This window comes from Anaerolineales bacterium (genome assembly GCA_019637755.1).
In the GTDB taxonomy this organism is placed as follows: Bacteria; Chloroflexota; Anaerolineae; order Anaerolineales; family UBA11579; genus JAMCZK01.
Window position 1 is genome coordinate 1,441,072 of record JAHBVC010000001.1, and the last position, 21,170, is coordinate 1,462,241.

General features: G+C 62.0%; 25 protein-coding genes and 3 tRNA genes. 6 read left to right on the top strand and 22 right to left on the bottom strand.

Annotation, left to right across the window (positions count from 1 at the left end; all coding sequences use genetic code 11):
* Positions 1-27 precede the first annotated feature (27 nt).
* The 5 genes from KF821_06915 to KF821_06935 all read right to left on the bottom strand — a co-directional run bounded on the left by KF821_06915 (position 28) and on the right by KF821_06935 (position 4,147).
* A complete protein-coding gene (locus KF821_06915) occupies positions 28-1,002 on the bottom strand; it encodes a carbohydrate kinase family protein (GenBank protein MBX3005544.1) in 975 nt (324 codons plus the stop codon).
* On the bottom strand, positions 978-1,796 hold the full coding sequence (locus KF821_06920; protein MBX3005545.1) for an ATP-binding cassette domain-containing protein: 819 nt from the start codon (positions 1,794-1,796) through the stop codon (positions 978-980). The genes KF821_06915 and KF821_06920 overlap by 25 nt, the downstream gene beginning before the upstream one ends.
* Entirely contained in the window at positions 1,793-2,611 is an 819-nt protein-coding gene (locus KF821_06925; GenBank protein ID MBX3005546.1) for an ABC transporter ATP-binding protein, read from the bottom strand. The genes KF821_06920 and KF821_06925 overlap by 4 nt, the downstream gene beginning before the upstream one ends.
* Positions 2,608-3,387, bottom strand: a complete 780-nt coding sequence (locus tag KF821_06930) for an energy-coupling factor transporter transmembrane protein EcfT (GenBank protein ID MBX3005547.1) — start codon at positions 3,385-3,387, stop codon at positions 2,608-2,610. Before KF821_06930 ends, KF821_06925 begins: the two co-directional genes overlap by 4 nt.
* 70 nt (positions 3,388-3,457) lie before the next feature.
* Positions 3,458-4,147 carry a hypothetical protein gene (locus KF821_06935; protein ID MBX3005548.1) on the bottom strand — a complete coding sequence of 230 codons (690 nt, stop codon included), beginning with the start codon at positions 4,145-4,147 and terminating at the stop codon, positions 3,458-3,460.
* Positions 4,148-4,235: 88 nt separating this feature from the next.
* Between KF821_06935 and rnhA the strand changes: the two genes are divergently transcribed.
* Positions 4,236-4,667, top strand: a complete 432-nt coding sequence (gene rnhA, locus KF821_06940; GenBank protein MBX3005549.1) for a ribonuclease HI — start codon at positions 4,236-4,238, stop codon at positions 4,665-4,667.
* A 71-nt stretch (positions 4,668-4,738) separates the two neighbouring features.
* Here rnhA and KF821_06945 read toward each other — a convergent pair.
* From KF821_06945 to KF821_06965, 5 genes are all read right to left on the bottom strand, one after another.
* Positions 4,739-4,809: transfer RNA gene (locus tag KF821_06945), tRNA-Cys, on the bottom strand.
* A 69-nt stretch (positions 4,810-4,878) separates the two neighbouring features.
* Positions 4,879-4,951 (bottom strand) — tRNA-Gly (locus KF821_06950).
* Positions 4,952-5,075: 124 nt separating this feature from the next.
* Positions 5,076-5,148, bottom strand: a tRNA-Phe gene (locus tag KF821_06955).
* A gap of 109 nt (positions 5,149-5,257) precedes the next feature.
* Positions 5,258-5,704 (bottom strand): hypothetical protein, encoded by a 447-nt coding sequence (locus KF821_06960; GenBank protein MBX3005550.1) that lies wholly within the window; start codon positions 5,702-5,704, stop codon positions 5,258-5,260.
* Positions 5,705-5,790: 86 nt separating this feature from the next.
* On the bottom strand, positions 5,791-7,410 hold the full coding sequence (locus KF821_06965; protein ID MBX3005551.1) for a tRNA uridine(34) 5-carboxymethylaminomethyl modification radical SAM/GNAT enzyme Elp3: 1,620 nt from the start codon (positions 7,408-7,410) through the stop codon (positions 5,791-5,793).
* A 29-nt stretch (positions 7,411-7,439) separates the two neighbouring features.
* On the opposite strand from KF821_06965, the gene KF821_06970 reads away from it, so the two are divergent.
* Positions 7,440-8,210: a methyltransferase domain-containing protein gene (locus tag KF821_06970; GenBank protein ID MBX3005552.1), complete on the top strand. Its 771-nt coding sequence runs from the start codon at positions 7,440-7,442 to the stop codon at positions 8,208-8,210.
* Positions 8,211-8,226: 16 nt separating this feature from the next.
* Here the strand turns inward: KF821_06970 and KF821_06975 are convergent, their stop codons facing one another.
* From KF821_06975 to KF821_06990, 4 genes are all read right to left on the bottom strand, one after another.
* Positions 8,227-8,529: a transcriptional regulator gene (locus tag KF821_06975; protein ID MBX3005553.1), complete on the bottom strand. Its 303-nt coding sequence runs from the start codon at positions 8,527-8,529 to the stop codon at positions 8,227-8,229.
* 5 nt (positions 8,530-8,534) lie between these two features.
* Entirely contained in the window at positions 8,535-9,155 is a 621-nt protein-coding gene (locus KF821_06980) for a hypothetical protein (GenBank protein ID MBX3005554.1), read from the bottom strand.
* An 87-nt stretch (positions 9,156-9,242) separates the two neighbouring features.
* A complete protein-coding gene (locus KF821_06985; GenBank protein ID MBX3005555.1) occupies positions 9,243-9,872 on the bottom strand; it encodes a GyrI-like domain-containing protein in 630 nt (209 codons plus the stop codon).
* A gap of 45 nt (positions 9,873-9,917) precedes the next feature.
* On the bottom strand, positions 9,918-10,472 hold the full coding sequence (locus KF821_06990) for a PadR family transcriptional regulator (GenBank protein ID MBX3005556.1): 555 nt from the start codon (positions 10,470-10,472) through the stop codon (positions 9,918-9,920).
* Positions 10,473-10,551: 79 nt separating this feature from the next.
* Here KF821_06990 and recO point away from each other — a divergent pair, with 79 nt between their 5' ends.
* The 3 genes from recO to KF821_07005 are packed head-to-tail and all read left to right on the top strand — an operon-like array spanning position 10,552 to position 12,507.
* Positions 10,552-11,319, top strand: a complete 768-nt coding sequence (gene recO, locus KF821_06995; GenBank protein ID MBX3005557.1) for a DNA repair protein RecO — start codon at positions 10,552-10,554, stop codon at positions 11,317-11,319.
* 24 nt (positions 11,320-11,343) lie between these two features.
* Positions 11,344-11,730 carry a VOC family protein gene (locus KF821_07000; GenBank protein MBX3005558.1) on the top strand — a complete coding sequence of 129 codons (387 nt, stop codon included), beginning with the start codon at positions 11,344-11,346 and terminating at the stop codon, positions 11,728-11,730.
* A gap of 18 nt (positions 11,731-11,748) precedes the next feature.
* Positions 11,749-12,507, top strand: coding sequence for a DUF4239 domain-containing protein (locus KF821_07005; protein ID MBX3005559.1), 759 nt, complete (start codon positions 11,749-11,751; stop codon positions 12,505-12,507).
* A 52-nt stretch (positions 12,508-12,559) separates the two neighbouring features.
* Here the strand turns inward: KF821_07005 and KF821_07010 are convergent, their stop codons facing one another.
* The 4 genes from KF821_07010 to KF821_07025 are packed head-to-tail and all read right to left on the bottom strand — an operon-like array spanning position 12,560 to position 16,549.
* A complete protein-coding gene (locus KF821_07010) occupies positions 12,560-14,494 on the bottom strand; it encodes an ABC transporter ATP-binding protein (GenBank protein ID MBX3005560.1) in 1,935 nt (644 codons plus the stop codon).
* A complete protein-coding gene (locus tag KF821_07015) occupies positions 14,494-14,838 on the bottom strand; it encodes a nitroreductase family deazaflavin-dependent oxidoreductase (protein MBX3005561.1) in 345 nt (114 codons plus the stop codon). Before KF821_07015 ends, KF821_07010 begins: the two co-directional genes overlap by 1 nt.
* 23 nt (positions 14,839-14,861) lie before the next feature.
* Positions 14,862-15,443 (bottom strand): response regulator transcription factor, encoded by a 582-nt coding sequence (locus tag KF821_07020; GenBank protein ID MBX3005562.1) that lies wholly within the window; start codon positions 15,441-15,443, stop codon positions 14,862-14,864.
* A 53-nt stretch (positions 15,444-15,496) separates the two neighbouring features.
* On the bottom strand, positions 15,497-16,549 hold the full coding sequence (locus tag KF821_07025; GenBank protein ID MBX3005563.1) for a serine protease: 1,053 nt from the start codon (positions 16,547-16,549) through the stop codon (positions 15,497-15,499).
* 236 nt (positions 16,550-16,785) lie between these two features.
* On the opposite strand from KF821_07025, the gene KF821_07030 reads away from it, so the two are divergent.
* Positions 16,786-17,283, top strand: a complete 498-nt coding sequence (locus KF821_07030) for a peptidylprolyl isomerase (GenBank protein ID MBX3005564.1) — start codon at positions 16,786-16,788, stop codon at positions 17,281-17,283.
* A 58-nt stretch (positions 17,284-17,341) separates the two neighbouring features.
* Here the strand turns inward: KF821_07030 and KF821_07035 are convergent, their stop codons facing one another.
* The 4 genes from KF821_07035 to KF821_07050 form a co-directional block, all read right to left on the bottom strand.
* A complete protein-coding gene (locus tag KF821_07035) occupies positions 17,342-18,109 on the bottom strand; it encodes an FHA domain-containing protein (GenBank protein ID MBX3005565.1) in 768 nt (255 codons plus the stop codon).
* 62 nt (positions 18,110-18,171) lie between these two features.
* A complete protein-coding gene (lipB, locus tag KF821_07040) occupies positions 18,172-18,930 on the bottom strand; it encodes a lipoyl(octanoyl) transferase LipB (GenBank protein ID MBX3005566.1) in 759 nt (252 codons plus the stop codon).
* Entirely contained in the window at positions 18,927-20,333 is a 1,407-nt protein-coding gene (locus tag KF821_07045) for an FAD-binding oxidoreductase (protein ID MBX3005567.1), read from the bottom strand. Before KF821_07045 ends, lipB begins: the two co-directional genes overlap by 4 nt.
* On the bottom strand, positions 20,330-21,106 hold the full coding sequence (locus KF821_07050) for an SDR family NAD(P)-dependent oxidoreductase (GenBank protein ID MBX3005568.1): 777 nt from the start codon (positions 21,104-21,106) through the stop codon (positions 20,330-20,332). Before KF821_07050 ends, KF821_07045 begins: the two co-directional genes overlap by 4 nt.
* Positions 21,107-21,170 lie beyond the last annotated feature (64 nt).

Genomic DNA, 21,170 nt, shown 5'->3' on the forward strand with positions numbered 1-21,170 from the left:
CGCCGCAACTGCGGCGTTTTTTTGTTTCTAGTGGGCTGGCAAGTGGGCTGCTGGGTCAGCACCGCTGTGTTGCAGCACCGTGGCAATTTGCTGCAGGCTGGGCATATTGTGCCCGGTGCCGATGTTCTGCACCTTGGCGGCGCCGGTGGCGTTGCCAAGGGCGGCCAGTTTTTTCAAGGGCAGCCCATGCAACACGCCGTAGATCATGGCACCAGCTACGCTGTCGCCCGCGCCGGTGGCGTCTTTAGCTTCCACATCCAGGCCTGGCGCCTGCACGCGCTCGTCGCCGCGTGCGGCCAGTAAGCCCAGCTCACCACGCTTAAGCAAAATCAGCTCAGCGCCGATCTTTTGCAGCGCTTGCACCACGGCTTCATCATCTTCCAGCCCGGTCAGGCGCAATGCCTCACGGCGGTTCATGAGCACCACGTTGCTCATGGCAATCGCTTCGAGATGCCAACGGTTGTCAATATCCGGGTTGCCCGGGCCGGGGTCAAAGAAAGTGGTGACACCGGCCGCACGTGCCGCTTCAAAGCCGGCCAGGGCCAGCGCGGGGGTTTCGGGGTACTCAGCCCAGCCATCGGCAAAGAAGGCGGCGCCATGTTCAATGGCCGCCTTCCACTCCGGGAGCAGTGTGCGGTGCTGCAGCGAGCCAGGGTAACCCAGATAGCCGGGCTCACTCGCCTCGTCTACGATCACGCCAGCCACGGGGGTGTGCGCCTCGGCGCTGACATGAAATTGGGACACATCCACGCCTTCGCGGCGCAGCCCCTCGCGCACCACCAACCCGAAGCCGTCATCGCCTACTTCACCCAAGGCGCCCACGGGTACGCCAAAGCGCGCCGCCATGATGGCTACGTTGCAGGCGCCGCCTGGTCCCACTTCCATATAGGACAGACGATGGATGTCACGCGCTTGCACAGGGAATTTTTGCAGGCGCATGCCGATGTCTGCAATTAGATCGCCCAGGATATTGAGCTTCATTTCTTTCGTTTCTTTCGCCATTGTTTGTACTCGTCTACAAAATCCTCTACGGTAAGTGGCACTGCCGGCATCTTCAGCGCTTGTGCCAGGCGCACCAACTGTGGCGGCGCAACTTGCGCTTCATCGAGCGTTTGAGTTTGTGCCAGTATGCTGCCGGCCGGGCCGTCTGCGTGTACCTTGCCCTTGAGCATTACGAGAATGCGTTGGGCGTGCTGTGCACAAAAGTCTACATCATGCGTGATCATGATCAACGTGCGGCCCATGTTGTGTAACTTGCTGACAATGCGGCCGATGGCTTTGCGCCCCACCTCGTCCTGCCCGATGGTGGGCTCATCCAGCACCAGGATGGGCGTTTGCATGGCAATCGTGGCGGCCAGGGCCAGCAGCTTGCGCTGCGGCTGCGGCAGGTCATAGGGGTGTGAGTCAGCCTCGTGTTGCAGGCCCACCATGCTCAGCGCGGCCTGCACGCGGCGCTGTACTTCGCCTTCAGCCGCGCCTTGGTTGCGCGGGCCATAGGCAACCTCGCGGGCGACGCTGCGCTCAAACAGTTGATTGTCTGGATTTTGAAACAGAAAGCCCACGCGGGCGGCCAGCGCGGCGGTGGAGTGTTCGGCCGTGTTCCAGTCGCCAATCCATACCTGGCCCTGAGAAGGCCGCAAGAGGCCGTTGAATAACTTGACCAGTGTGGTCTTGCCCGCGCCGTTTTCGCCCAGAATGCCGAGCACCTGGCCTGAAGGCACCTCCAGGCTTACGTTGTCTAGCGCCAGTACGCCTGAGGGGTAACGGAAAGCAACATCCTTTACATTCAGGTTCATTTGAGCGCTTTCTTGGCCTGCTCCAGGGTCACGGGCAGCTGCTTGCTGCGCAACAGGCGCGCCGCAGCTTCGCTGTACTGAGTGCGCCCGATGCCCAGGCGCAGCATCTGCTCTGAGCTCAGCACCTCTTGCGGGCTGCCTGCGGCGCGCAGCTTGCCGCCGGCCAGTGCCACCACACGGTCACAGAAGGTAGCCAGCCATTCCAGCTTGTGTTCGGCGATGATGACGGTGATCTTGCGTGTGCTGACCAATTTACTGAGCGCCGCGAAGACATCCCGGGTGCCCTCAGGGTCCAGCTGTGAGGTCGGCTCGTCAAGCACCAGCACGCGCGGCTGCATTGCCAGAATGGAGGCGATGGCGATGCGCTGCTGCTGCCCGCCGGATACCGAAAACGGCGAGCGCTCTGCCAGTTCTTGAATGTTGACCAGCTCAAGCGCTTCTTCAATGCGCACTTTTATTTCAGCGCGTGGCAAACCGAGATTTTCCAGACCAAAAGCAATCTCTTCGCGCACCGTGAAGCGCGCCCCGCTGATCTGATTGAATGGATTTTGGAATACGAGGCCAATCTGCCCGGCCAGCTTACCCAGATCAAGTTCGGCTATGGGCGTGCCGTCAAAGCTCAGCTCGCCTTCAAGCTCGCCGTTGTAAAAGTGCGGCACAAAGCCGCTGAGCGCGTAGCACAGCGTGCTTTTGCCGGCGCCGTTGGCGCCCACGATGCCCAGAAATTGGCCCTCGGGGATCTCAAGGCTGATGCGATCCAGCGCGGGCTGCTGGCTGGCTGGATACCAGTAGCTGAACTTCTTGAGCCGAATCATGCCAGGGCGCTCCACAGCCGCCACAACAGCAGCGCCACGGCCGCGGCCAGCAGCGCCCAGCGCAGGCTGCGCTGGGCGCTGCTATCTGCCAGGACGTATAGGCTGGTCTTGGGGGCCGGGCTGCTGAAGCCGCGTGCTTCCAGCGCCATGGCGCGCTCACTGACGTTCATCACGCTGCCCAAAATGAGCGGGCCAACCATAGGGAGCAGCAGACGGGCGCGGTTGAGCGCCCCGGTCTGCAGCTCCAGCCCGCGGGCTTGCTGTGCATCCATGATCACTTGAGCGCGCTCTTGAAAGCTAGGAAAAATCTGAATTGCGGTCAGCACAACATAGGCGATGCGCGCCGGGAAGCCGCGCTCGGTGAGCGCCTGCATCAGCTGCGCCTGATCGGTGCTTTGCATGAGCAGCAGCGTGCCACCCAGCGCTACCAACAAGCGCGCCGCGAACAGCAAGCCGGCCATCAGACCTTCCAGCGTATAGCTGAAGCGGCCCAGCGCAAACAACACGGTGTCGCCGCCGTGGAAGAAGCCTTGAATAATCGAGAGGGAAAGCAAGAACGGGCCAACCACGAGCAGGCAGGCTTTTGCAAAGGCTTTGGTCAGCCGCCCCCAGACTGCCAAGGGAAGGATCACCAGGCCGAACACGGCCAGCAGCCAGGGCAGCGTGGGCAACGCCGCGGCGCAGGCGAAGCACAGGCCACTGAAGGCCAGCTTGGTCATGGGGTGCAGCCTATGTAGCCCGCTGTTGCCTTGAATATAGATACTGCCACCGCGCATAGCCCGATTAAACCATCTTAAAAACAAACGCCCGCTATTTGGCGGGCGTTTGTTGATGGTGAAAGATATGTTACTTGCGGCGGGCCGACTTTTTGGTGGCCGCTTTCTTGGTCGCCGTTTTCTTGGCGGCTTTGCCTACCGGGCGGCGAGTGGCGCCTTGCGGGGCGCGCGCCGTGCTGGCTACAGGCAGGTTGCCAAAGCGGGCCTTCTCGCGTGCGGGCAAGGCCAGCAGCAGCGACCAAACGATGACGAAGGTGACCAGCTTGTCCAGCGGGTCAGAGAAGGTGCCTTGCGCTACGTTGGACATCAGCGCATCGAGGCCTGCGGCGCGGAAGGCAGCCACCAGGGCATCGGTGCCGGCGCCGACCACGCCACCGAAGACGTAGGTGGCGATGGGGGCCGAGAGCACTGCCGAGACAATGCCGGTGATCAAGCCGGCCAGAGCCGCCTTGCCAACAGAGTTAAGCCAGCCAGAGCGAGCAAATACGCCCGCCAGTGCACCAATGATGGCGGCCACGCCGGCCCAGGCGAATGCCTGCGGGTACAAGCCGGTCAGCGTCCATACCAGGTTCGAGAGGAAACCGGTGACGGCGCCAGCCCAAGGGCCAACCAGGGCGCCGACCAATACGGTGCCGATCGAGTCCAGATACAGCGGCAGGCCCAAGCGCAGCACAATCGTGCCCAAGGCCAAGTTCAGGGCAATCCCGACTGCAATGAGCGTGATGCTGAGAGTGGTGAATTCTTTACGCAAATTATTCATTCGTGCTCATCTCCTTAGTTGTGAAACGACGAATTACGCGTGATTATACGAGAAAGCCACCGGCTCAACTGATAGAATGCCGCACAGAATGGCAGACATTGTGGAAATTTTCTCAGACGGGTCGTGCGAAGGCAACCCCGGCCGCGGCGGCTGGGCCGCCCTGCTGCGTTCCGGCGCGCACGAGCGTGAGCTCAGTGGCAGCGAAGCGCACACCACCAACAACCGTATGGAGCTCACCGCGGCGCTACGCGCCCTGGAAGCCTTGCGCGGGCCAAGCCGGGTGGTCTTCTACACGGACTCTGAATACCTGCGTAAGGGCATTACCGAGTGGCTGCCGGGTTGGATGGCACGCGGCTGGAAGCGCAAAGGCGGCGCGTTGGCCAATGTGGACCTCTGGCAGGCCTTGGCGGCGGTGATCAGCCAGCATGAAATCGACTGGCGTTGGGTGCGCGGCCATGCCGGCCACGCCGAGAATGAGCGGGTGGACCGTTTGGCACGTAGTGCCATGTTGCGCGCCTGATACGTACGCACGACTAAACAGCGTAGAGATAAAAAAAACGGCTGGCAACATGCCAGCCGTTTTTATATGAGAGGCGACGACGGGATTCGAACCCGTGGTCAGGGTTTTGCAGACCCTTGCCTTGCCACTTGGCCACGTCGCCAGAAGGGGCATTATACCTAGCCCCGTGGCATAAAGAAAAACAGGCCAGTGGCCTGTTTTTCTTCGTCTGAGCGGGCGACGGGACTCGAACCCGTGGCCTTCTCCTTGGCAAGGAGATGCTCTACCAACTGAGCCACGCCCGCAATACACCTATTATAGCTAAATCCCTTGTTCTTGTGGAGTCTCCCAGGGATCTGCCTAGAGAAACGTCGCTCGGCGTCAGCCGAGCAGTTTCTCTATTAGCAAGGGCGTAAGCCCTTGCGTAGGTGCCGAGGGCCGGGATCGAACCGGCGACACCGCGATTTTCAGTCGCGTGCTCTACCAACTGAGCTACCTCGGCAAGTTGCCTTTAGCAGGCGAGGGCTGATTGTACAGGCGGGTCAGTAGCCTGTCAAGAAAGCAACTCCTACGTCTTTGCGAGGCCGCCTTAGGCGGCCTCGCAAAGACGGCTAGCTGCTCCAGCCTTCACGCTGGCCCACCTTCTTGGCAGGCAGCCCAGCCCAGGTTTCGCCCTCGCCGGTAGATTGCAACAACACCGCGTTGGCGCCCAGCACCGTGCCGCGGCCCACGCTCAGCACGCCCTGCTTGCACAGCACTTTGCTGCCGGGGGCCAGAATGGCGCCGTCGCCGATCGCAATGCCCTCAAACTTGGATTGCGTCGCAGGCAGGTGCACATCGGCGCGGCCGAGGGTGACGCCCGGGTAGATCTTTACATTGGCGCCGATGACGCTACGCGGGTGGATCACTACGCCCACCCCGCCATGCACCAGGTCAAAGCCAGAGCCGATCGCCACGCTGCGGGGGATCTCCACGCCCAGGAGTTTGAGCGCGTAATAGGCCAGCACGCCAATCACGGGAAGGCGGCGGGCGGCGACGAGCAGGTTAGGAAAGGACATGGGCGGCCAGGAGTAGCGCAGAGGTGTAGACGAAGGCGTGTAACAAGTGGAGTGAGACAGGAAGCACGGGGAGATGCAGCATGTGGCTAAAGCTCCTTCACCATGTAGGTGCCCTCGAGCTGGTAGCCGCGCCCGGCGTAGTAACGGCGCGTGCCCACCGCGGCGATGATCGCCACGCGGCGGTAGCCAGCCGAGCGCGCCTGCTCTTCAGCGTGGGCGATGAGCTGCGTGCCCAGGCCGATGTGCTGGGCGGCACCGCTCTGTTCGGCGCCGACCTCGAGCGATTGCCCGTACACGTGCACCTCGCGGATCAGCGCCGCGCCGGCCAGCTCGGCCAGCCCAGTGTGTGGCGCATTGGCTGCTGGCAGCGAGAGGCGCAGGAAGCCGGCTAGCTTGTCTTCTGGCGTGACGAAGGACAAGAAATGCTCCTGCGCGTGCGGCGTGCGGTAGGCATGGTCGTGCAGGTTAAGCTGGGCGGCGTCCACGGCGCGGCCGCGCACCTCGCGGCAGCGGATGCAGCGACAGCGCTGGCCGCGCGCCTGCATGCGCGCGTGCACGTCCATGCGCAGGCTGGTACGCTTGTTGCCTTCCACAACGTTGGTGGAAGGGATATCGCGGATCACGCGGTTGACGCGACAGTACTCCGGGATCTGGCTTTTGATCTCGGCCAGCAGCTCAACTAGCTGTTCGGTTGTATAGGGCTGGTACTCACCGCGCTGCCAATGTAGATACAACTCGGCATTCTCGAGTAGCTGGGTAGGGTAGATCTTGAGCTCGTCGGGGTTGTGGCCGGCCCACAGTTTTTTGAAATCTTCGCGGTCGGTCTGCGGGGTGGCACCGAGCAGGTTGGGCATCAGGTGCAACACGATCTTGAAGCCCGCCGCACGCAGTTGGTCTACGGCGCGCTGGGTTTCGGCGGCGCTGTGACCGCGCTTGTTGAGTTCCAGCACGCGGTCGTCAAAACTTTGTGCGCCGAGCTGCACCTTGGTGACGCCCAGGCGGCGTAGCCAGGCGATCTCGGCCGCGTCGATATGGTCTGGGCGGGTTTCGATGGCCAGGCCTACGTTGCGATGCGCGGCGGTCTCGTTGTAGGTATGCGCTTCTTCCAAGCTAGCGAAGGGCACACCGTTGAGCGCCTCGAACATGCGCAGGATAAATTCTTCCTGGTAAGCACGTGTGTATGAGCTCCAGGTGCCGCCCAAGATCAGAAACTCGATCTTGTCTGTGGGATGGCCCACCGCTTCCAGCGCGTCGAGGCGTGAGCGCACCTGGGCGTAGGGATCAAACTGGTGTTGCAGCGCGCGCATCGCGCCGGGCTCATCGGGCAGGTAGCTCTTGGGCATGCGCACGTCTGTGGGGCAGAACACGCACTTGCCCGGGCAGGGATAGGGCTTGGTCAGCACGGTGACCACGCTGACGCCGGAGAGCGAGCGCATCGGCTTGAGGCGGATGCGGCGCAGCAGCGCCGGGTCTTCGGCCATTTCACCGGTGGCTACCAGTTGGCGGTAAGCGGCTACGAGAAACTGCTTGCCAATGTAGCCGCCGCCCTCGCCATCCAGCGGATAGCGGCGCAGCGCCTCAGCCGGGCTGGCGCCGGCGCGCACATCCTCTAGGATCTGGCGGGCGCGCTGCATACGCTCCTGGGTGGGGAGCTTGGACTCCTCCCAGGCGTGGATGCGGGGTTCTTGGGGTGTCAGTAAAGTCATCTTTATCTACGGCCACCTATAATCAAGCTATGGAAGCCGCCGTTGCTCAGCAATTGATTGCGCTGAATAGAGAATTCTATCAAACGCACGCCGAAGCGTTTTCGGCCACGCGCGGCCGGTTGCAGCCCGGTTTGCTTCGCTTATTGCGAACGCTGGCAGGGATTGACCTTGAAGGCCATGTTGAGAGCAGCGTTCGCAATACCTTGGCCCCTGCTCGGATACTCGACCTGGGCTGTGGCAACGGCGGGGTAGCGGCGCACTTGGCGGCCAGCGGCCACCAGGGCGGCTATGTGGGCCTCGATTTTAGCGAGGGGCTGCTGCAGGCTGCCCGCCAGCGGTTGGCTGCGCACCCCGGGTACCCAGCCGAGTTTGTGCCGGCCGATTTAAGTGGCGCATGGGCCGCAGGGTTGGAGGGCAGATTTGATGTGGTGCTGGCGATGGCGGTGCTGCATCACATCCCGGGCCGTGAGCTGCAGCTGGCCTTTTTGCGCCAGGTGTGCTCAGTGATGAAAGCCGGTGGGCACTTTATTCACTCCAACTGGCAATTCATGCGCAGCCCCAAGCTGGCCGCACGCGTGCAATCGTGGGCGGCCGCCGGCCTGCACGAAAGCCAGCTGGACCCGGGTGATTATCTATTGGATTGGCGCAGCGGCGGTAGCGGGTTGCGCTATGTGCACCAGTTTAGTGAACACGAGCTGGCCGAGCTGGCGGTAGACGCTGGCTTCAGCGTGGCTGAGACGTTCTACTCCGATGGCCGCACGGGCGATTTGAGCTTGTATTCAGTTTGGCAGCTGGCCTAGTCTTGGGCCAGATCACCTACTCGCTAAATGCGGCTTCCAAGCTGCGGCGATAGCTGGCAAGTGCCTGGCGCCCTTGCGGAGTCAGGCTGCACACGGTGAGCGGGTACTTGCCTTTAAAGGTCTTTTCTATGGCTACATAGCCCGCTTTTTCCAGCTTGCTTAGATGGGCTGAGAGATTGCCTTTGGTCAGGCCTGATTCACGCTCCAAAAAAAGGAAATCGGCGCGCTTGACCGCCGAGAGCAGCATCACCAACATCAGGCGCGCCGGCTCATGGATCGTACGATCCAGAGTGGCGAGGGCTTGTACATGCTTTGCCACGGTGGTCAGTTCTCTAACGGATTGTGGCGCAGATAGTGGCTCAATACCAGCCCGCCCGAGACCAGTAGCGCCAGGCCCATCAGCGCGTAATAGCCGCCGATGACATAGCCTTCAGCCAGCGTGCTGGCGGCCAGTAGCAGCCCTGTGGCAAGCGAGAGGGCGGCCAGCAACAGCAGGCGTCGTGCTCCACTGAACTTGAATTGCCCGATGAGCAGCACTCCCGCGCCGAGGATACCGGTCAGCGCGGGGATTGCCTGCAGCGTGGGCAGCCGCGCCGCGCTCACCACCAGCGCGGCGGCCAACACGCCTGCCGCCAACGCAGCCAAAACCCAACGGGGCGCTTGCGGCTCACTGACGTTGTATTCCACATAGCCACTGCGCGAGTAGACCAGGCGGGTCTTGAGCGCCTCGACCACCCAGCGCCCAAAGGCCAGCAAGCCGATCAGCACCAGTACCAGGCTGGGTTCCAGCAGGCTGCCGATCAGCGAATCAGCCCCGAAATACTCGCTCATGCCAAAATAGGCGCCCAACAGAATGAGTACCAGGCCTGCGGCCAGTTCACCGATCCCGTCGCGATACCACGCACTCTTCACGCGCTTTTCCACTTGTGCCAGTTGATTGCTCATCGCATCCTCCAAATATGGTTTGTGTTACAAACCTGTTTGTATGGTATGCGCGAAGCGTTTGCGCGTCAAGGGCTTATGGCAGGCGAGTTACTTCACCGGGTGCCTGAGCACGGTCTTGAGTTTGGCTGGTGCCGTGCGGCGCGGATCGCCCAGGTAGATCTCGTGGTGCTTGCCGTTGGGCTTGAGGTTGTGCTCATCGCTGAAAGCGACCATGCGCGCAATGCTGGCCGGCTCTTCAGAATAGGGGCCTAAGTGCATCAGTTGCACGGCTTTGCCTTCGGCAAAGGCTTCGAAGCGCGCCGCATCCAGCATCGCCAGATCCTTCTTGGCGCGCACGGCCTCAACCCCCTGGGCGAAGGTGGCTTTGGTGACCGGCGCGGGCTGCATGATCATGGCGGTGAAATACCATGCCTCTTTGCGATCGGGCGTGAATGCTTTGTTGCTGCTCTTGCTCCACCATAGGCCTTCGAGCGGCATCACCGCATAGTCGCTGGGATCGGCCTGGCGCTTCTTGCAGATGAATTTGATGGTGTACGACAAGCTGAAAAGCGCTTCAACGGCGTTCTGGTAATCCGGGGCATCGTCTACTTTGATGTGTGCCGGCACGGTGCCGTCGATCATGATGAAGTTGAAGCGCGGCACGCTGACCAGGGCGACTTGCTTAGCACTGGGGTTGAAGAGGTGCTTGTATTCCTTTTTGAGGTCTAGCTTGTCCATGTGCGTATCCTTTGGGCGATTGGTCCCCATGAGTGGCCCGGGGGATTATTCGGGGTCTTCGTCGTGGTCTGTGATCTGGCTTTCAAAGCGCGGAATGTAACGGTCGAGCCAATCCAACTCGGTTTGCAACACGTTGGCACTGTACTCAAACATGCCTTGCAAGAAGGCTGGCAAATTCTCGGCGCCCTGCCAGGCTTGCTCCACTTCGTGTATGCGCTCAAGCACATGCCGGCGATACTGGCGCAGCGCCGCCACCGCATCCTGCGGCCGTACGCCAGGCAGCCCGGCCAGCCCGGTGAGAAAACGCGTATTGGCCTGGCCTGGCCCGCTGAGCGCAGCCAGCGTGGCCTGATACCAGGCCTGCTGCCCGGCCGTGGTGATCGTATACACCTTGCGCGCCGGGCCCTTGCCTTCGGCCGGCTGGGGTTGGCTGCGGATCCAGCCCTTGGCCTCCAGCTTGTTGAGCAGATAATAGATTGAGGAAAAACCAATATCGGCCCAGCGGCGCATGTTGCGCTGCTCCAGCACCTGTTCGATCTCATACCCGTGGCGCGGGGTTTCGGCGATCAAGCCGAGGATGGCGAGTTCTGCGTCTGTCATTGCTCTAGTAATAGAGTACTCTACTACTAGAGCATAGTCAAGCGGCCTGCACTCTCACGAGTGCAGATAAAATCAATCTATGGCGCGCCCCAGCCGTACCCAACGCGTAGAAGCCATCGTGCTCAAGCATGCAGATTTTGGCGAGGCGGACCGCCTGGTGACCTTGTTCACGCGTGAAGAAGGCAAGCTGCGCGCCCTGGCCAAGGGGGCGCGCAAACCCGGCTCACGCAAAGGCGGCCATTTGGAGCCATTCACACGGGTGAGCTTGCTGCTGGGCAAGGGGCGCGAGATTCCGCTGGTGGAACAAGCCGAAGCTGTGGAGCTCAATAGCGCGCTGGGTGAAAACCTGGAAGCGCTTGGCTATGCGGCCTATGTGGTTGAGCTGGTGGACAAGTTCAGCGCGGACCACGATGAAAGCCGCGGCGTCTATCGCCTGACGCGCGATACCTTGCAACGCCTGGCCGCCGGCGAGAATCTGCAATTGGCCGTCCGTTTTTTTGAAGTACATCTGCTCGATCAGGTCGGTTTTCGCCCGCAGTTGCAGCACTGTGCCCATTGCGGGCGAGCGCTGCAACCAGAGGATCAGTACATTTCCTTTGAGCTTGGCGGCGCGCTGTGCCCCAGTTGCGGCAAGCGCCTGCATGCTACACGCATCAGTCTGGGGGCGCTGAAGGTGCTGCGTCATTTACAGCGCAAGACGTTTGGGGAGGTGCGCAGCCTGCAACTGAGTGCCAGCGTGCAGCATGAGCTGGAGCGCTTGATGAATGCCTATGTGGCCTACCTGGCGGAGCGCAAACTGAACACGCCGCGCTTTTTGGAACGCGTGCGCCGCCACTTGCCCGATTAGAATGTGCACCCAGACGGAGACGCCATGCTCGCATTGACCCATGTACGCTTACTGCTGAATGATGTGGATGCCAGCTTGCCTTTCTATCGTGACCAGTTGGGCTTAGGCGAACCGGCGGTTGCGGTGCCGGGCATCTACTATGAATTCGCCACCGGGTCTGCCCGGCTGGGGCTGTACGACCGGGCGAGCATGCAAACGGTGGGCGGCGTGGCGCAGGCACGCCGCCAGGGCGATCAGGCGCTGCTAACCTTCGCAGTGGATGATGTGGATGCCACCTATGCCCAGTTGCGCGCCCAGGGCGTCGAGTTCCTCGGCCCGCCGCAAGACCAGCCTGCCTGGGTATTGCGCGTGGTGCACCTGCGTGACCCCGAGGGCACCTTGATCGAGATCAATGCCCCCTTAACCACCTAACCAAGGATCAGAACCTCAATGAAAACCACACTGGCCAAAGCCCTACTCTTTTCTGTCGTCATGGCCGGGGTGTATGCCCTATTGCATGACTGGCTGCAAACCAACACCTTCATGCCTGAGGCCAATACCCTCAATGGTTTCCTGACCGTGTTTGGCTCCTTGTACAGCATCCTGACAGCCTTCGTCATCCTTGAAGTGTGGAAGCAATACAACAACATTTCCGAGCTGATCGAGCAGGAAGCGCAAAGCTTGGAGCAGTTATACGGGCTGACCGTGTACTTTCGAGACGAGAAGATGACCGCGGAGATGAAAACGGCCATTCAAGAATACGCTTCGATCATCATCGAAGGCAAATTTCAAAAACTTGGCAGCCGTGATCGCACCACGCGCAGCAGCAAAGCCTTCGAGCGCATTGCCGAGATCATTAGCCATGTGCATTTCAATGATGATCACGATTCGGTCGTCTTTAATCAGGTGTTGGAGCACTATCGCCAACTGGCCTGGACGCGTACCGAGCGCGTGGCCAAAAGTGTGCGCCGCCTGCCGTTGCTGCTCAAAGCATTTATTTACATTGCTTCGTTCTTCACTCTGGTCACGTTCTCATTCATGCCGTTTATGACCTCACAATACGGTGTATTGGCCATGCTGGTGATTAGCTTCCAGCAGATTATGATCTTCTTCATCATTGAGGGCTTGGATAACCCCTTCGTGGGTCATTGGCGCTTGACGCCGGAGCCTTATCAACAGATGCTGCAACATCTGGATGGCAAGTACTAGCCAAACAAAAAAGCCGCCCAACTCGGGCGGCTTTTTGTTAGCAGGCCAACGGTTACTTGCTGGCCTTTTGGTCATTTAACTCAGTAAGCTGGCTGCTGTGCTCCAAGGCGTGGCGGAACTGGGTTTCGTATAACTCTGCGTACAAGCCATCCATAGCCAATAGCTGCTGGTGGGTACCCTGTTCCACCAGCTTGCCAGCATTCAGCACCAGAATGACATCTGCGGCCAGGATGGTGGAAAGGCGGTGGGCGATGACCAGCGAGGTGCGCCCCTTCATCAGCGGCTGCATCGCCGCCTGGATCAACGCCTCGGATTGCGAGTCGAGCGAGGAGGTGGCCTCGTCAAGGATCAAGATACGCGGGTCCTTCAGCACCACGCGGGCGATGGAGAGCCGTTGCTTCTCGCCACCGCTCATGCGGTAGCCGCGCTCGCCCACCAGCGTATCGTAGCCTTGGGGCAGCGCCATGATCATGTCGTGAATGTTGGCGGCTTTGGCGGCGGCTTCCATCTCGGCCTGCGTGGCGTCAGGCTTGGCGTACAGCAGGTTGGCGCGCACCGTATCGTGGAACAGGTAGCTCTCCTGCGTCACCATGCCGATCTGTTCAGCCAGCGATTCCTGTGCCAAATCACGCAGGTCGTGCCCGTCCAGCCGCACGCGGCCCTCGGTGGGGTCATACAGCCGCGGCAGCAGATAGGTAGCCGTGGTCTTGCCCGAGCCACTGGGGCCCACCAGCGCAGCGAGCTGGCCAGGCTGGATCTCGAAGCTTACATCTTCCAGCGCAAAGCGCCGCGTCGGCACGATCTGCTGGGCTTCCTCTTCCTGGCCGTGGCGCGGCGGTGCGGTGAGCAGCGGCTCTTCATTCTCTTCAACATAGCTGAAGGAGACGTGCTCGAACTGGATATGGCCTTCGGCGCGCGTCAAGTGCACCGCCTTCGGCTTATCCTGGATCTCAATCGGCAGATCCATAAACTCAAACACGCGCTCAAAGCTCACCATCGAGGTGGCGAATTCAACCTGCACATTGGAGAGCGCTGAGATCGGCCCGTAGAGGCCGAAGATATAGGCCACGAAGGCCACGATACTGCCGGAGCTGATGCTGCCTTGCAACACGAAATAGCCGCCGCCCCAGAAGATCAGCACCATGCCGATCGATCCGGCCAGCTCGAGCCATAGCGAGAACCAGCGCCCGATCATGGCGCGGCGCAGGCCGATATCGCGCACGTTTTGGTTGACTTGGCGATACTTTTCGCGCTCTTCAGGCTGGCGCCCAAAGGTTTTGGCCAGCAGTGCCCCGCTGATGCTCAAGGTTTCGCCGACAATCACTGACATATCGGCGTTGTAATTCATCGCCTGGCGGCGCACATCGCGCAGCACGCGGCCCACGCGGCGCGCCGGCAGCATGAACAGCGGCACCACCGCCAGCGCCATCAGCGTCAGGCGCCACTCGATGGCCAGCATGATGCCCAGGGTGCTGAGCAGGCGTACGGCGTTGGTGAGGATGCCGGGCACCGTGCTGGTGATGGCGTTTTGCGCGCCGACGACATCTTCTTCAAAGCGCGAGATGATCAGGCCGGATTTGGTGCGCGTAAAGAAGCGCAACCCCATGCGCTGCAAATGCTCGTACATGCTCTGGCGCAGATCAAAAATGATGCCCTCGCCGATGGTGGCGCTTAAGTAGCGTTGGCCTACGCCGATCAGTCCGCTGATGAAGGGCACCGCCAACATCAGCAAACCCAGTATCAGCAAGCGGTGATAGTCCTGGTTGGGTAGCACATTGTCGAACAGATCACGGTACAGCAACGGCGGCAGCAGATCGATCGAGGAGGTCACCACGATCGCCAGCAACATCAGCGCCAGACGTTTGAAGTATGGGCGCGCATAGGCCCACACGCGGCGCAGCAGCTCGCGATCGATCGGCGCCTTGGCCTGCTCTTCGTCGTAATTCAGGTAGCGGCGCCAGCCGCCGCCCCCGCCTCCGCCGCGCATCAGGCCGTCTCCTTATGCAGCACCACCATTGGGATGGTGCGCCGGGTGTTGCGCTGAAAGTTTTCGTAATGTGAGTTCAACTGGTTAAGCTCCTGCCAGAGTTGGGCGCGCAGTTTGGGGCCGGCGATCTTGGCCGTGGCCGGGTAGCTGTCTTTGCCGATCTTGACCGTGACGGCCGGGTTGGCTTTGAGGTTCAGGTACCACTGCGGGTGCTGATCCTTGCCCCCATAAGAGGCAACCACTACGGCGTGCTCTTCATGGAAGAAGCAGTACAGCTCCACCCATTGCGGCTTGCCAGTAACCCGCCCGGTGGTGGTGAGATGGATGACTTTCATTCCTTGCATAGTCAGTATTCTATCCAGCCCTTCTACAGCACCAGCAAGCCCAGCCGGGCGGCGCGGCGCACCGCCTCGGTGCGGTTGGTGACGCCCAACTTGGCATAGATGGATGAACTGTGAAATTTGACGGTGTGCTCGCTGATGTTCAATTGCAGCGCAATCTGCTTGTTGGCCATACCCTCGGCCAGCAGTTGCAGCACATCCAGCTCGCGCTCGGTGAGCTCTTCGTCCAGCGGGGCCTCGCTGCGGTTGGCCGGGGCCAGCAGCGCTGTCAGCATGGGCGGCGCGGCGGCGATCAAGCCCTCGTGCAGCGCCAGCACGGCCGCGGCCAGCTCCTGCGGGCTGCAATCCGGCGGCAGCCAGCCCCAGGCACGCGCCGGCAGGCTGGCTATTGGCTGTGCCGCCTCGGGAGCCTGGCTGAGCAGCAGTAGCGCCGGCGGCTCCTCGGAGGCGGCCAGTGCTTCGGCCAACTGGGCCAGCGGCAACTCCTCGGCCAGCAGCACTACATCCAGCTCGGCCTCCTGCTCCAGTAAGCCCGCCAAGGTGGCCGCTTCGGCGGCCACCTGGATGCGCGGGTCGTAAGCCAACAAGGCGCGCAGGCCGCTGCGCAAAGCGGGCGCAGCGGCCAGAATGGCGACTTGTACGGATGCAGCCGGAGGCTTGTTTATCGGCCCCCCCAGCGTTTGCGCTGCAGGCGGCCCGGCCCCCAGCCGCCGTGGCCGAAGCGCAGGCCCATGCGGCCCATTGGGCGATGGCCGAAGCCATGCCCGCCGAAGCCGCGCCCGCGGCGGCCACCGCCGTGGCGATGATGGTGCGCGGCTTCCGTGCGCCCGGTGACGCTCACCTGGGCGGTGTGCAGGGCACCGCCGCGCAGGTACTCCAGCGCAGTTGGCGTGCCCACGATGCCGCTGTTGAGTTGCAGCATCAGCGCATCGTGGTCTGCCACCGCTTGCCCGGCCAGCCCGACGATGATGTCACCCACCATCAAGCCAGCCGCGGCGGCGGGGCTTTCGGCTTCGATGCTCGCAATCAGCAGGCCGGTGTCTTGCCCTTGCTTGGCATCCGCGGGCAGCTCAGCCAATTGGCTGCGCACGCCCAGGTAGCCGCGCTGCACGCCGCCATGCTCCTGGATGGATTTGGCAATCTTCCAGGCTTGCTTGGCTGGGATGGACATCAAGCTGCCCCAACCCAAGCCGGAGGTGTTGATGCCCAGCACCTGGCCCAGATCGTCTACCAGCGGGCCGCCGGAGAAACCGGGGTAGGCGGTGGCATCCGTGCGCAGCGTGCTTTCCACCAGGCCGCCGCCGTGCGTGCGCACTGGCCCCCCGATGGCGCTGACGATGCCCAGGCTGGCTTCGATAGCCTGGCCGGGGCGGCCCAGCGCGATGGCCAGTTGGCCCACCTGCGGCTGCTCATTGATGCGCGCCGGCGTGCCGAGCGCATCGACGAGCTTGAGCACGGCGAGATCGCTGTGCGGGTCACGCCCCAGCAGCTCGGCACCCAAGGTGGTGCCATCGGCCAGGCTGACCTGGATGTCACCCTCTTCGCGCAGGGTGTGGCTGGCGGTGAGCACCAGCCCGGGCTCCACAATCACGCCCGTGGAGGGCAGGCGCCGGCGGCCATGCACCGTAACGATGGATGCGCTGGCCGCCTGGGTGGCCTCCACAAGCGAATGGGAGAGGGCGCTAAGGCCCTGTGTGTTGTTTGCGTCTTTCATAAGACTTCCTTTCATCATAGCGGGACTTTGCTAAGGCTGCCAGCCAACCGGTATAGCGGCAGATGTGTTGTGTCCCAGCGATACCAGTCTATAGTTTTTGGCGCGGCGCCACATCCGCCGTTTGGGTAGGTGGCGCCTAGACATGCGGGTAGGTGTTTTTTGCGCATGTTAGAATCGATTCACGGTCGGCACACCCGGCTGTTGTGCTGGCGCACAGATGCGCCAAAGGAGACCTGATGAGTGAACCGACTGCGGTAGACAAAGATGTAGTGGTGAGCCTGGCTTACAAGCTCACCGTAGAGGGTGAGATCCTGGATGAGGCGGGGGCCGAGGATGCGTTGCAGTATCTGCATGGCAACCAGAACATCATTCCTGGCCTGGAGAACGAGCTGACCGGCCTGAAGATGGGCGACAGCAAAACGGTGAGCGTGAAGCCGGAAGATGGCTACGGGCTAACCGATAGCGAAGAGATCGAAGAAATTTCGCTGGAAGACTTTCCCGAGGGCATCGTGCCGGAAATTGGCATGGAGCTGGAAGTAAAAGATGAGGATGGGAACGATCTGTATGGGCGCATTCTGGCGATCAGCGAGGATAGCGTGACCATGGATTTCAACCATCCGCTGGCTGGCAAAACGCTGGACTTTGAGGTGACCGTGGTGGGGCTGCGCGCTGCCACCGCCGATGAATTGGCCCACGGGCATGTACATGGGCCCGAAGGCCACCACCATCACTAAACGCGGTATCGACTGAAACAAAAAACTCGCCATTCGGCGAGTTTTTTTATTGTGTGGTCTACGGAACGATGGGACGGCAGGCCGCGATCAGCCCGCCGAAGACATCGCACCATAGCGAGTTGGCATCGACGTAAAACAGGAAGGCGATCAGCCCGCACAATCCCAACAATACCAGGCCGCCACAGCCCAGCATCGCATTGCGGCTGAGGCGCATACCCTTTCGGCGCGGCCGGCGGCTCACCGGGCCTTGCGGCGCTTCGGCATAGGGGTCGATATCCAGCGGGTCCACAAAATCACGCTGGGCGGCCATGCGCACGGCGATCGGCTCATCCGGGCGGGTGGGCGGCGGCAGCGGAGCTTGGCTGGCGGGAGGTGCGGCAGGGCGCAGCGGCGCGGCGGGTGCGTCGAAGGCGTGCCGTGCGGGGCGCTCTTCCAGCGGCGGCAGGCTGGCGGTGGGCGGAGGCGGCGCCACCGAGCGCCGCGGTGGCGCGCTGGGGCTGGGCGGCGTGGTTTCCAGGCTGTTTAGATCCAGCTCGTAGCGCAGGGTGACCACTTCGCCCAGGCGAATCTCATCGCCAGGGCGCAACACGCTGACGCCGTGCACGCGCTCGCCGTTGACGAAGGTGCCATTGGTGGAGCCGAGGTCTTCGAGCACGAAGCCGCCGCTCTGGGCGATCAGGCGCGCGTGCCGGCGCGAAACTTCGATATCCTGAATGTGCAGATCGCTGGACGGGTCACGGCCGATGAGCAGGTTTTCCTTGGAAAGCGGGGTGCGCTGACCGGGGTTGGGGCCAGCCTGAATGACAAGACTGAAATGATTCGCCATGCGCGTGAGTGTATAGGAAGTGCTTTTGGGCTGTCAAATGAAACTATCGACAAGTTTGTTTGCTAAATGAGCAGAATGCCTTCGTGTAGCTCCAATTCGTAGCTGAACACCTGGCTGAAGACGGTTAACAGCTCGTGCACCACGCGTTCCATGTCGGGCGGCTGGTTGAAAATATACTCCAGGCTGATTTGGTTCTGGTTCTCCAGCCCGCAAGCCACGATGCCCTGCCAATAGTTCATATCTGGCATGACGTTGAGCGCAAAGCCATGGCGCGAGACGCCCTTGGCATCCACCTTCACGCCGATCGAGGCGATCTTGCTGGGCGCCTGCAGCAGATGCGGCGGGCAGTGCACGCAGCGCGAGGCTACATCGGGCTGCACCCATACGCCGGTTTGGCCGGGCACTTGGCCGGCGGGCACGCCCAGTTGCGCCAGGGCCTTGATGATCGTTTTTTCCAGGTTGCGCAGGTAGGCAATGTAGTCGACTTGCGGGATGCGTGGGTTGCCGCTGGCCGGGTCTGGCTGCACCTCGCCGAGGGGCAGCAGCGGGTAGCCCACCAGTTGCCCCGGGCCGTGGTAGGTCACATCGCCGCCGCGGTCCACCCAATGCACGTCCACCTGCTGCTCTTGCAAGCGGGCTTGTTCCCAGAGCAGGTGCTCGGCCTGGCCGCGGCGGCCAAACGTGTACACATGCGGGTGCTCCAGCAAGAGCAGCGTGGGCGGGTGCTCGCCGCGCGCAATTTCGTCGGCCAGCTGGTTTTGCAAGTTCCAGGCCTTTTGGTACTCCACCAAACCCAACCGGTAGACCTGGCAGGTGCTCATACAGCCTCCTCGGCCAGGCAGCGGCGGAACAGATCGTGCTGCAACAGGCCCTCAGGATCGCAGCGCTGTTTGAGTTCTTTGAGCGTGCTCAAGGTCTGCTCACCCAAGAATTGGCGCGCCCGTTGGCCATCCAGCAACGCATCCTTGGCGAAGTAATAGCGCCCGCCCGCCGCCAGCAGCATCGCATCCAGCTCGCGGGCCAGCGCCACCAGGCGCGCGGGCTGGCGCGGCACCTTGAAATCCAGCGCCAGCGAAAAACCGTCTACGGCGTGCGAGAGCAAAAACGCATCCGGGCGATGGCGCTTGAGCACCGCCAGGTAGGGCGGCAGGCCATGTTGCTGGCAGCGTTGCAACACTTGGCGGTAGACGCTGGGCGCCGCAGCGGCGGGCACGAAGCTTTGATGCTGCACCAGGCCGCCGCGCCCGTAGATACGCTCCCAGCCGGGGATGTAATCCAACAGGAAGTTGAATTCCACCAGCGATTGCGTGTAGCTCTTGTGATGCTCCAGTAGCCGGTTGGCGCTGTATTTGGCGAAATTCACCAGCCCCACGCCGAGGTTGTTTACGAACGGTGCCATCAGCGGCGGCAGGGCTGCTTTGGGGATACCCAGAATGCTGGGCGGCAAATCGAGGCTGGGCGCCGGCCGCTCCGCCTCGGCCGCCTGGTAGCTGGCACGGTGCAACTGGCCACGGCCCAATGCACCGCCGGGCGCGGTGGCGTCGAGCCAGCCCACGATGTAATCTTCGTCCTTGTATGCGTCCACTTCGGCCAGCATGCCGGCCAGCGCCGGCTGGGTCCATCCGGTGACGCGTAGCTGGGCCGAGTGCACCTTCTTCAATTGCAGCGTAATGGAAGTGAAAATGCCGAGCAAGCCCATCCCGCCGATCAGGCTGTAGAACAACTCAGCGTTTTGCTGCGGGCTGCAGGTGACGGTTTGCCCATTGGGCAGGGTAGCCTCAAATTCCACAACATGCTCGCCAATTGGCCCGGCCTGCCAGTTGTTCTTGCCATGAATGTTGGCGGCCAGGCAGCCACCCAGCGTGGGAAACATGGTGCCAGGCACCACTGGCGGCCACCAGCCGAAAGGCAGCGCATGGCGCCACAATTGTTCGATGGTGACGCCGGGTTCCACGCGCACGATGCCACTTTCCGCATCCCAGGCGAGGATGCGGGTCAGCCCGCGCAGATCCAGGATGATCTGGCCGGCGTTCAGCGCGGCATCGCCGTAGCTGCGCCCGGCGCCACGCAAGCCGATGCTCAACCCGGCCTGGCGCGCCTGGGCGAACAGGGCGGGCAGTTCATCGGTATGCTCTGGCCGAAACACATAGGCCACGCGCTGCAACGAATGGCCAAAATTCTCCAGACGGGTTAGCGTCTGCAAAGGCAGCGGCAGATGGCTCAAAAAGACAATCTCCGAAAAATGAACGAAGGCACGTTGCGCACGGCCAGCATCAGCCAGCGCCACCAGCCTGGCACATAGACGATCTGTTGGTGGCGGCGGATGGCGTGCCAAATTCCCGCGGCACACTGCTGCGGGCTGATCACGCCAAAACTGCGCGGCGCATTCGCCAGGATTTGGGTATCTACGAAGCCGGGGCGCACGGTGAGCACTGTGATGCCGTGGCGGCTGAGCCGGTTGCGCAACGCTTCCAAATAGGTATCCAGCCCAGCTTTGGAGGCATTGTAGGCGGGGTTGAGCACGCGGCCGCGGTCGCCCGCTACTGACGAGATGCCTACGATATGCCCGCGGCCCTGCTTCTGGAACAAGGCCGACACCTGGCCCAGCCAGGCCACGCCGCCGGAGAGATTGACCGCCAGCATGTGCTGATCTTTTTCCAGATCAAATTCATTGATCTCTACCGCGGGCATCACCCCGGCACAATAGACAAACAGATCCAGGCCGCCCATCTCAGCCAGGAGCTTCTGCAGCGTAGTGGGGATCTCCGCCAGGTGGGTTACATCGTGGGCGTGCGCAATCACGCGGCGCTGCCCAGCGCCATTGAGTTCGTTGGCCAGGGCCTGCAGCGGCTCGGCGCTGCGCGAAAGCGCCGCCACCAGGTAGCCTTCGTGGGCCAGGCGGCGCACCAGGGCAGCGCCAATGCCGGAAGAGGCGCCGACAACGATGGCGCGCGGGCGGCGGGTAAGCGCGGGTTCGGAAACGTGAGGAGTGGTCATGGTTTGCGAATTATGCCACCTCTGCGCGCCGCACTTCGCCGCGGAGTACAATCAGCAGGTGCCC

What these genes read in the sequence shown, in the direction of transcription:
- KF821_06985 (MBX3005555.1), bottom strand. Translation starts at nt 9,872, where the DNA reads ATGGACAAGCTAGACCTCAAAAAGGAATACAAGCACCTCTTCAACCCC.
- KF821_06980 (MBX3005554.1), bottom strand. Translation starts at nt 9,155, where the DNA reads ATGAGCAATCAACTGGCACAAGTGGAAAAGCGCGTGAAGAGTGCGTGG.
- KF821_06915 (MBX3005544.1), bottom strand. Translation starts at nt 1,002, where the DNA reads ATGGCGAAAGAAACGAAAGAAATGAAGCTCAATATCCTGGGCGATCTA.
- KF821_06990 (MBX3005556.1), bottom strand. Translation starts at nt 10,472, where the DNA reads ATGACAGACGCAGAACTCGCCATCCTCGGCTTGATCGCCGAAACCCCG.
- KF821_07030 (MBX3005564.1), top strand. Translation starts at nt 16,786, where the DNA reads ATGAGTGAACCGACTGCGGTAGACAAAGATGTAGTGGTGAGCCTGGCT.
- KF821_07000 (MBX3005558.1), top strand. Translation starts at nt 11,344, where the DNA reads ATGCTCGCATTGACCCATGTACGCTTACTGCTGAATGATGTGGATGCC.
- recO (MBX3005557.1), top strand. Translation starts at nt 10,552, where the DNA reads ATGGCGCGCCCCAGCCGTACCCAACGCGTAGAAGCCATCGTGCTCAAG.
- rnhA (MBX3005549.1), top strand. Translation starts at nt 4,236, where the DNA reads ATGGCAGACATTGTGGAAATTTTCTCAGACGGGTCGTGCGAAGGCAAC.
- lipB (MBX3005566.1), bottom strand. Translation starts at nt 18,930, where the DNA reads ATGAGCACCTGCCAGGTCTACCGGTTGGGTTTGGTGGAGTACCAAAAG.
- KF821_07035 (MBX3005565.1), bottom strand. Translation starts at nt 18,109, where the DNA reads ATGGCGAATCATTTCAGTCTTGTCATTCAGGCTGGCCCCAACCCCGGT.
- KF821_06935 (MBX3005548.1), bottom strand. Translation starts at nt 4,147, where the DNA reads ATGAATAATTTGCGTAAAGAATTCACCACTCTCAGCATCACGCTCATT.
- KF821_06970 (MBX3005552.1), top strand. Translation starts at nt 7,440, where the DNA reads ATGGAAGCCGCCGTTGCTCAGCAATTGATTGCGCTGAATAGAGAATTC.
- KF821_06920 (MBX3005545.1), bottom strand. Translation starts at nt 1,796, where the DNA reads ATGAACCTGAATGTAAAGGATGTTGCTTTCCGTTACCCCTCAGGCGTA.
- KF821_06925 (MBX3005546.1), bottom strand. Translation starts at nt 2,611, where the DNA reads ATGATTCGGCTCAAGAAGTTCAGCTACTGGTATCCAGCCAGCCAGCAG.
- KF821_07025 (MBX3005563.1), bottom strand. Translation starts at nt 16,549, where the DNA reads ATGAAAGACGCAAACAACACACAGGGCCTTAGCGCCCTCTCCCATTCG.
- KF821_06965 (MBX3005551.1), bottom strand. Translation starts at nt 7,410, where the DNA reads ATGACTTTACTGACACCCCAAGAACCCCGCATCCACGCCTGGGAGGAG.
- KF821_06960 (MBX3005550.1), bottom strand. Translation starts at nt 5,704, where the DNA reads ATGTCCTTTCCTAACCTGCTCGTCGCCGCCCGCCGCCTTCCCGTGATT.
- KF821_07015 (MBX3005561.1), bottom strand. Translation starts at nt 14,838, where the DNA reads ATGCAAGGAATGAAAGTCATCCATCTCACCACCACCGGGCGGGTTACT.
- KF821_06930 (MBX3005547.1), bottom strand. Translation starts at nt 3,387, where the DNA reads ATGCGCGGTGGCAGTATCTATATTCAAGGCAACAGCGGGCTACATAGG.
- KF821_07050 (MBX3005568.1), bottom strand. Translation starts at nt 21,106, where the DNA reads ATGACCACTCCTCACGTTTCCGAACCCGCGCTTACCCGCCGCCCGCGC.
- KF821_07010 (MBX3005560.1), bottom strand. Translation starts at nt 14,494, where the DNA reads ATGCGCGGCGGAGGCGGGGGCGGCGGCTGGCGCCGCTACCTGAATTAC.
- KF821_07005 (MBX3005559.1), top strand. Translation starts at nt 11,749, where the DNA reads ATGAAAACCACACTGGCCAAAGCCCTACTCTTTTCTGTCGTCATGGCC.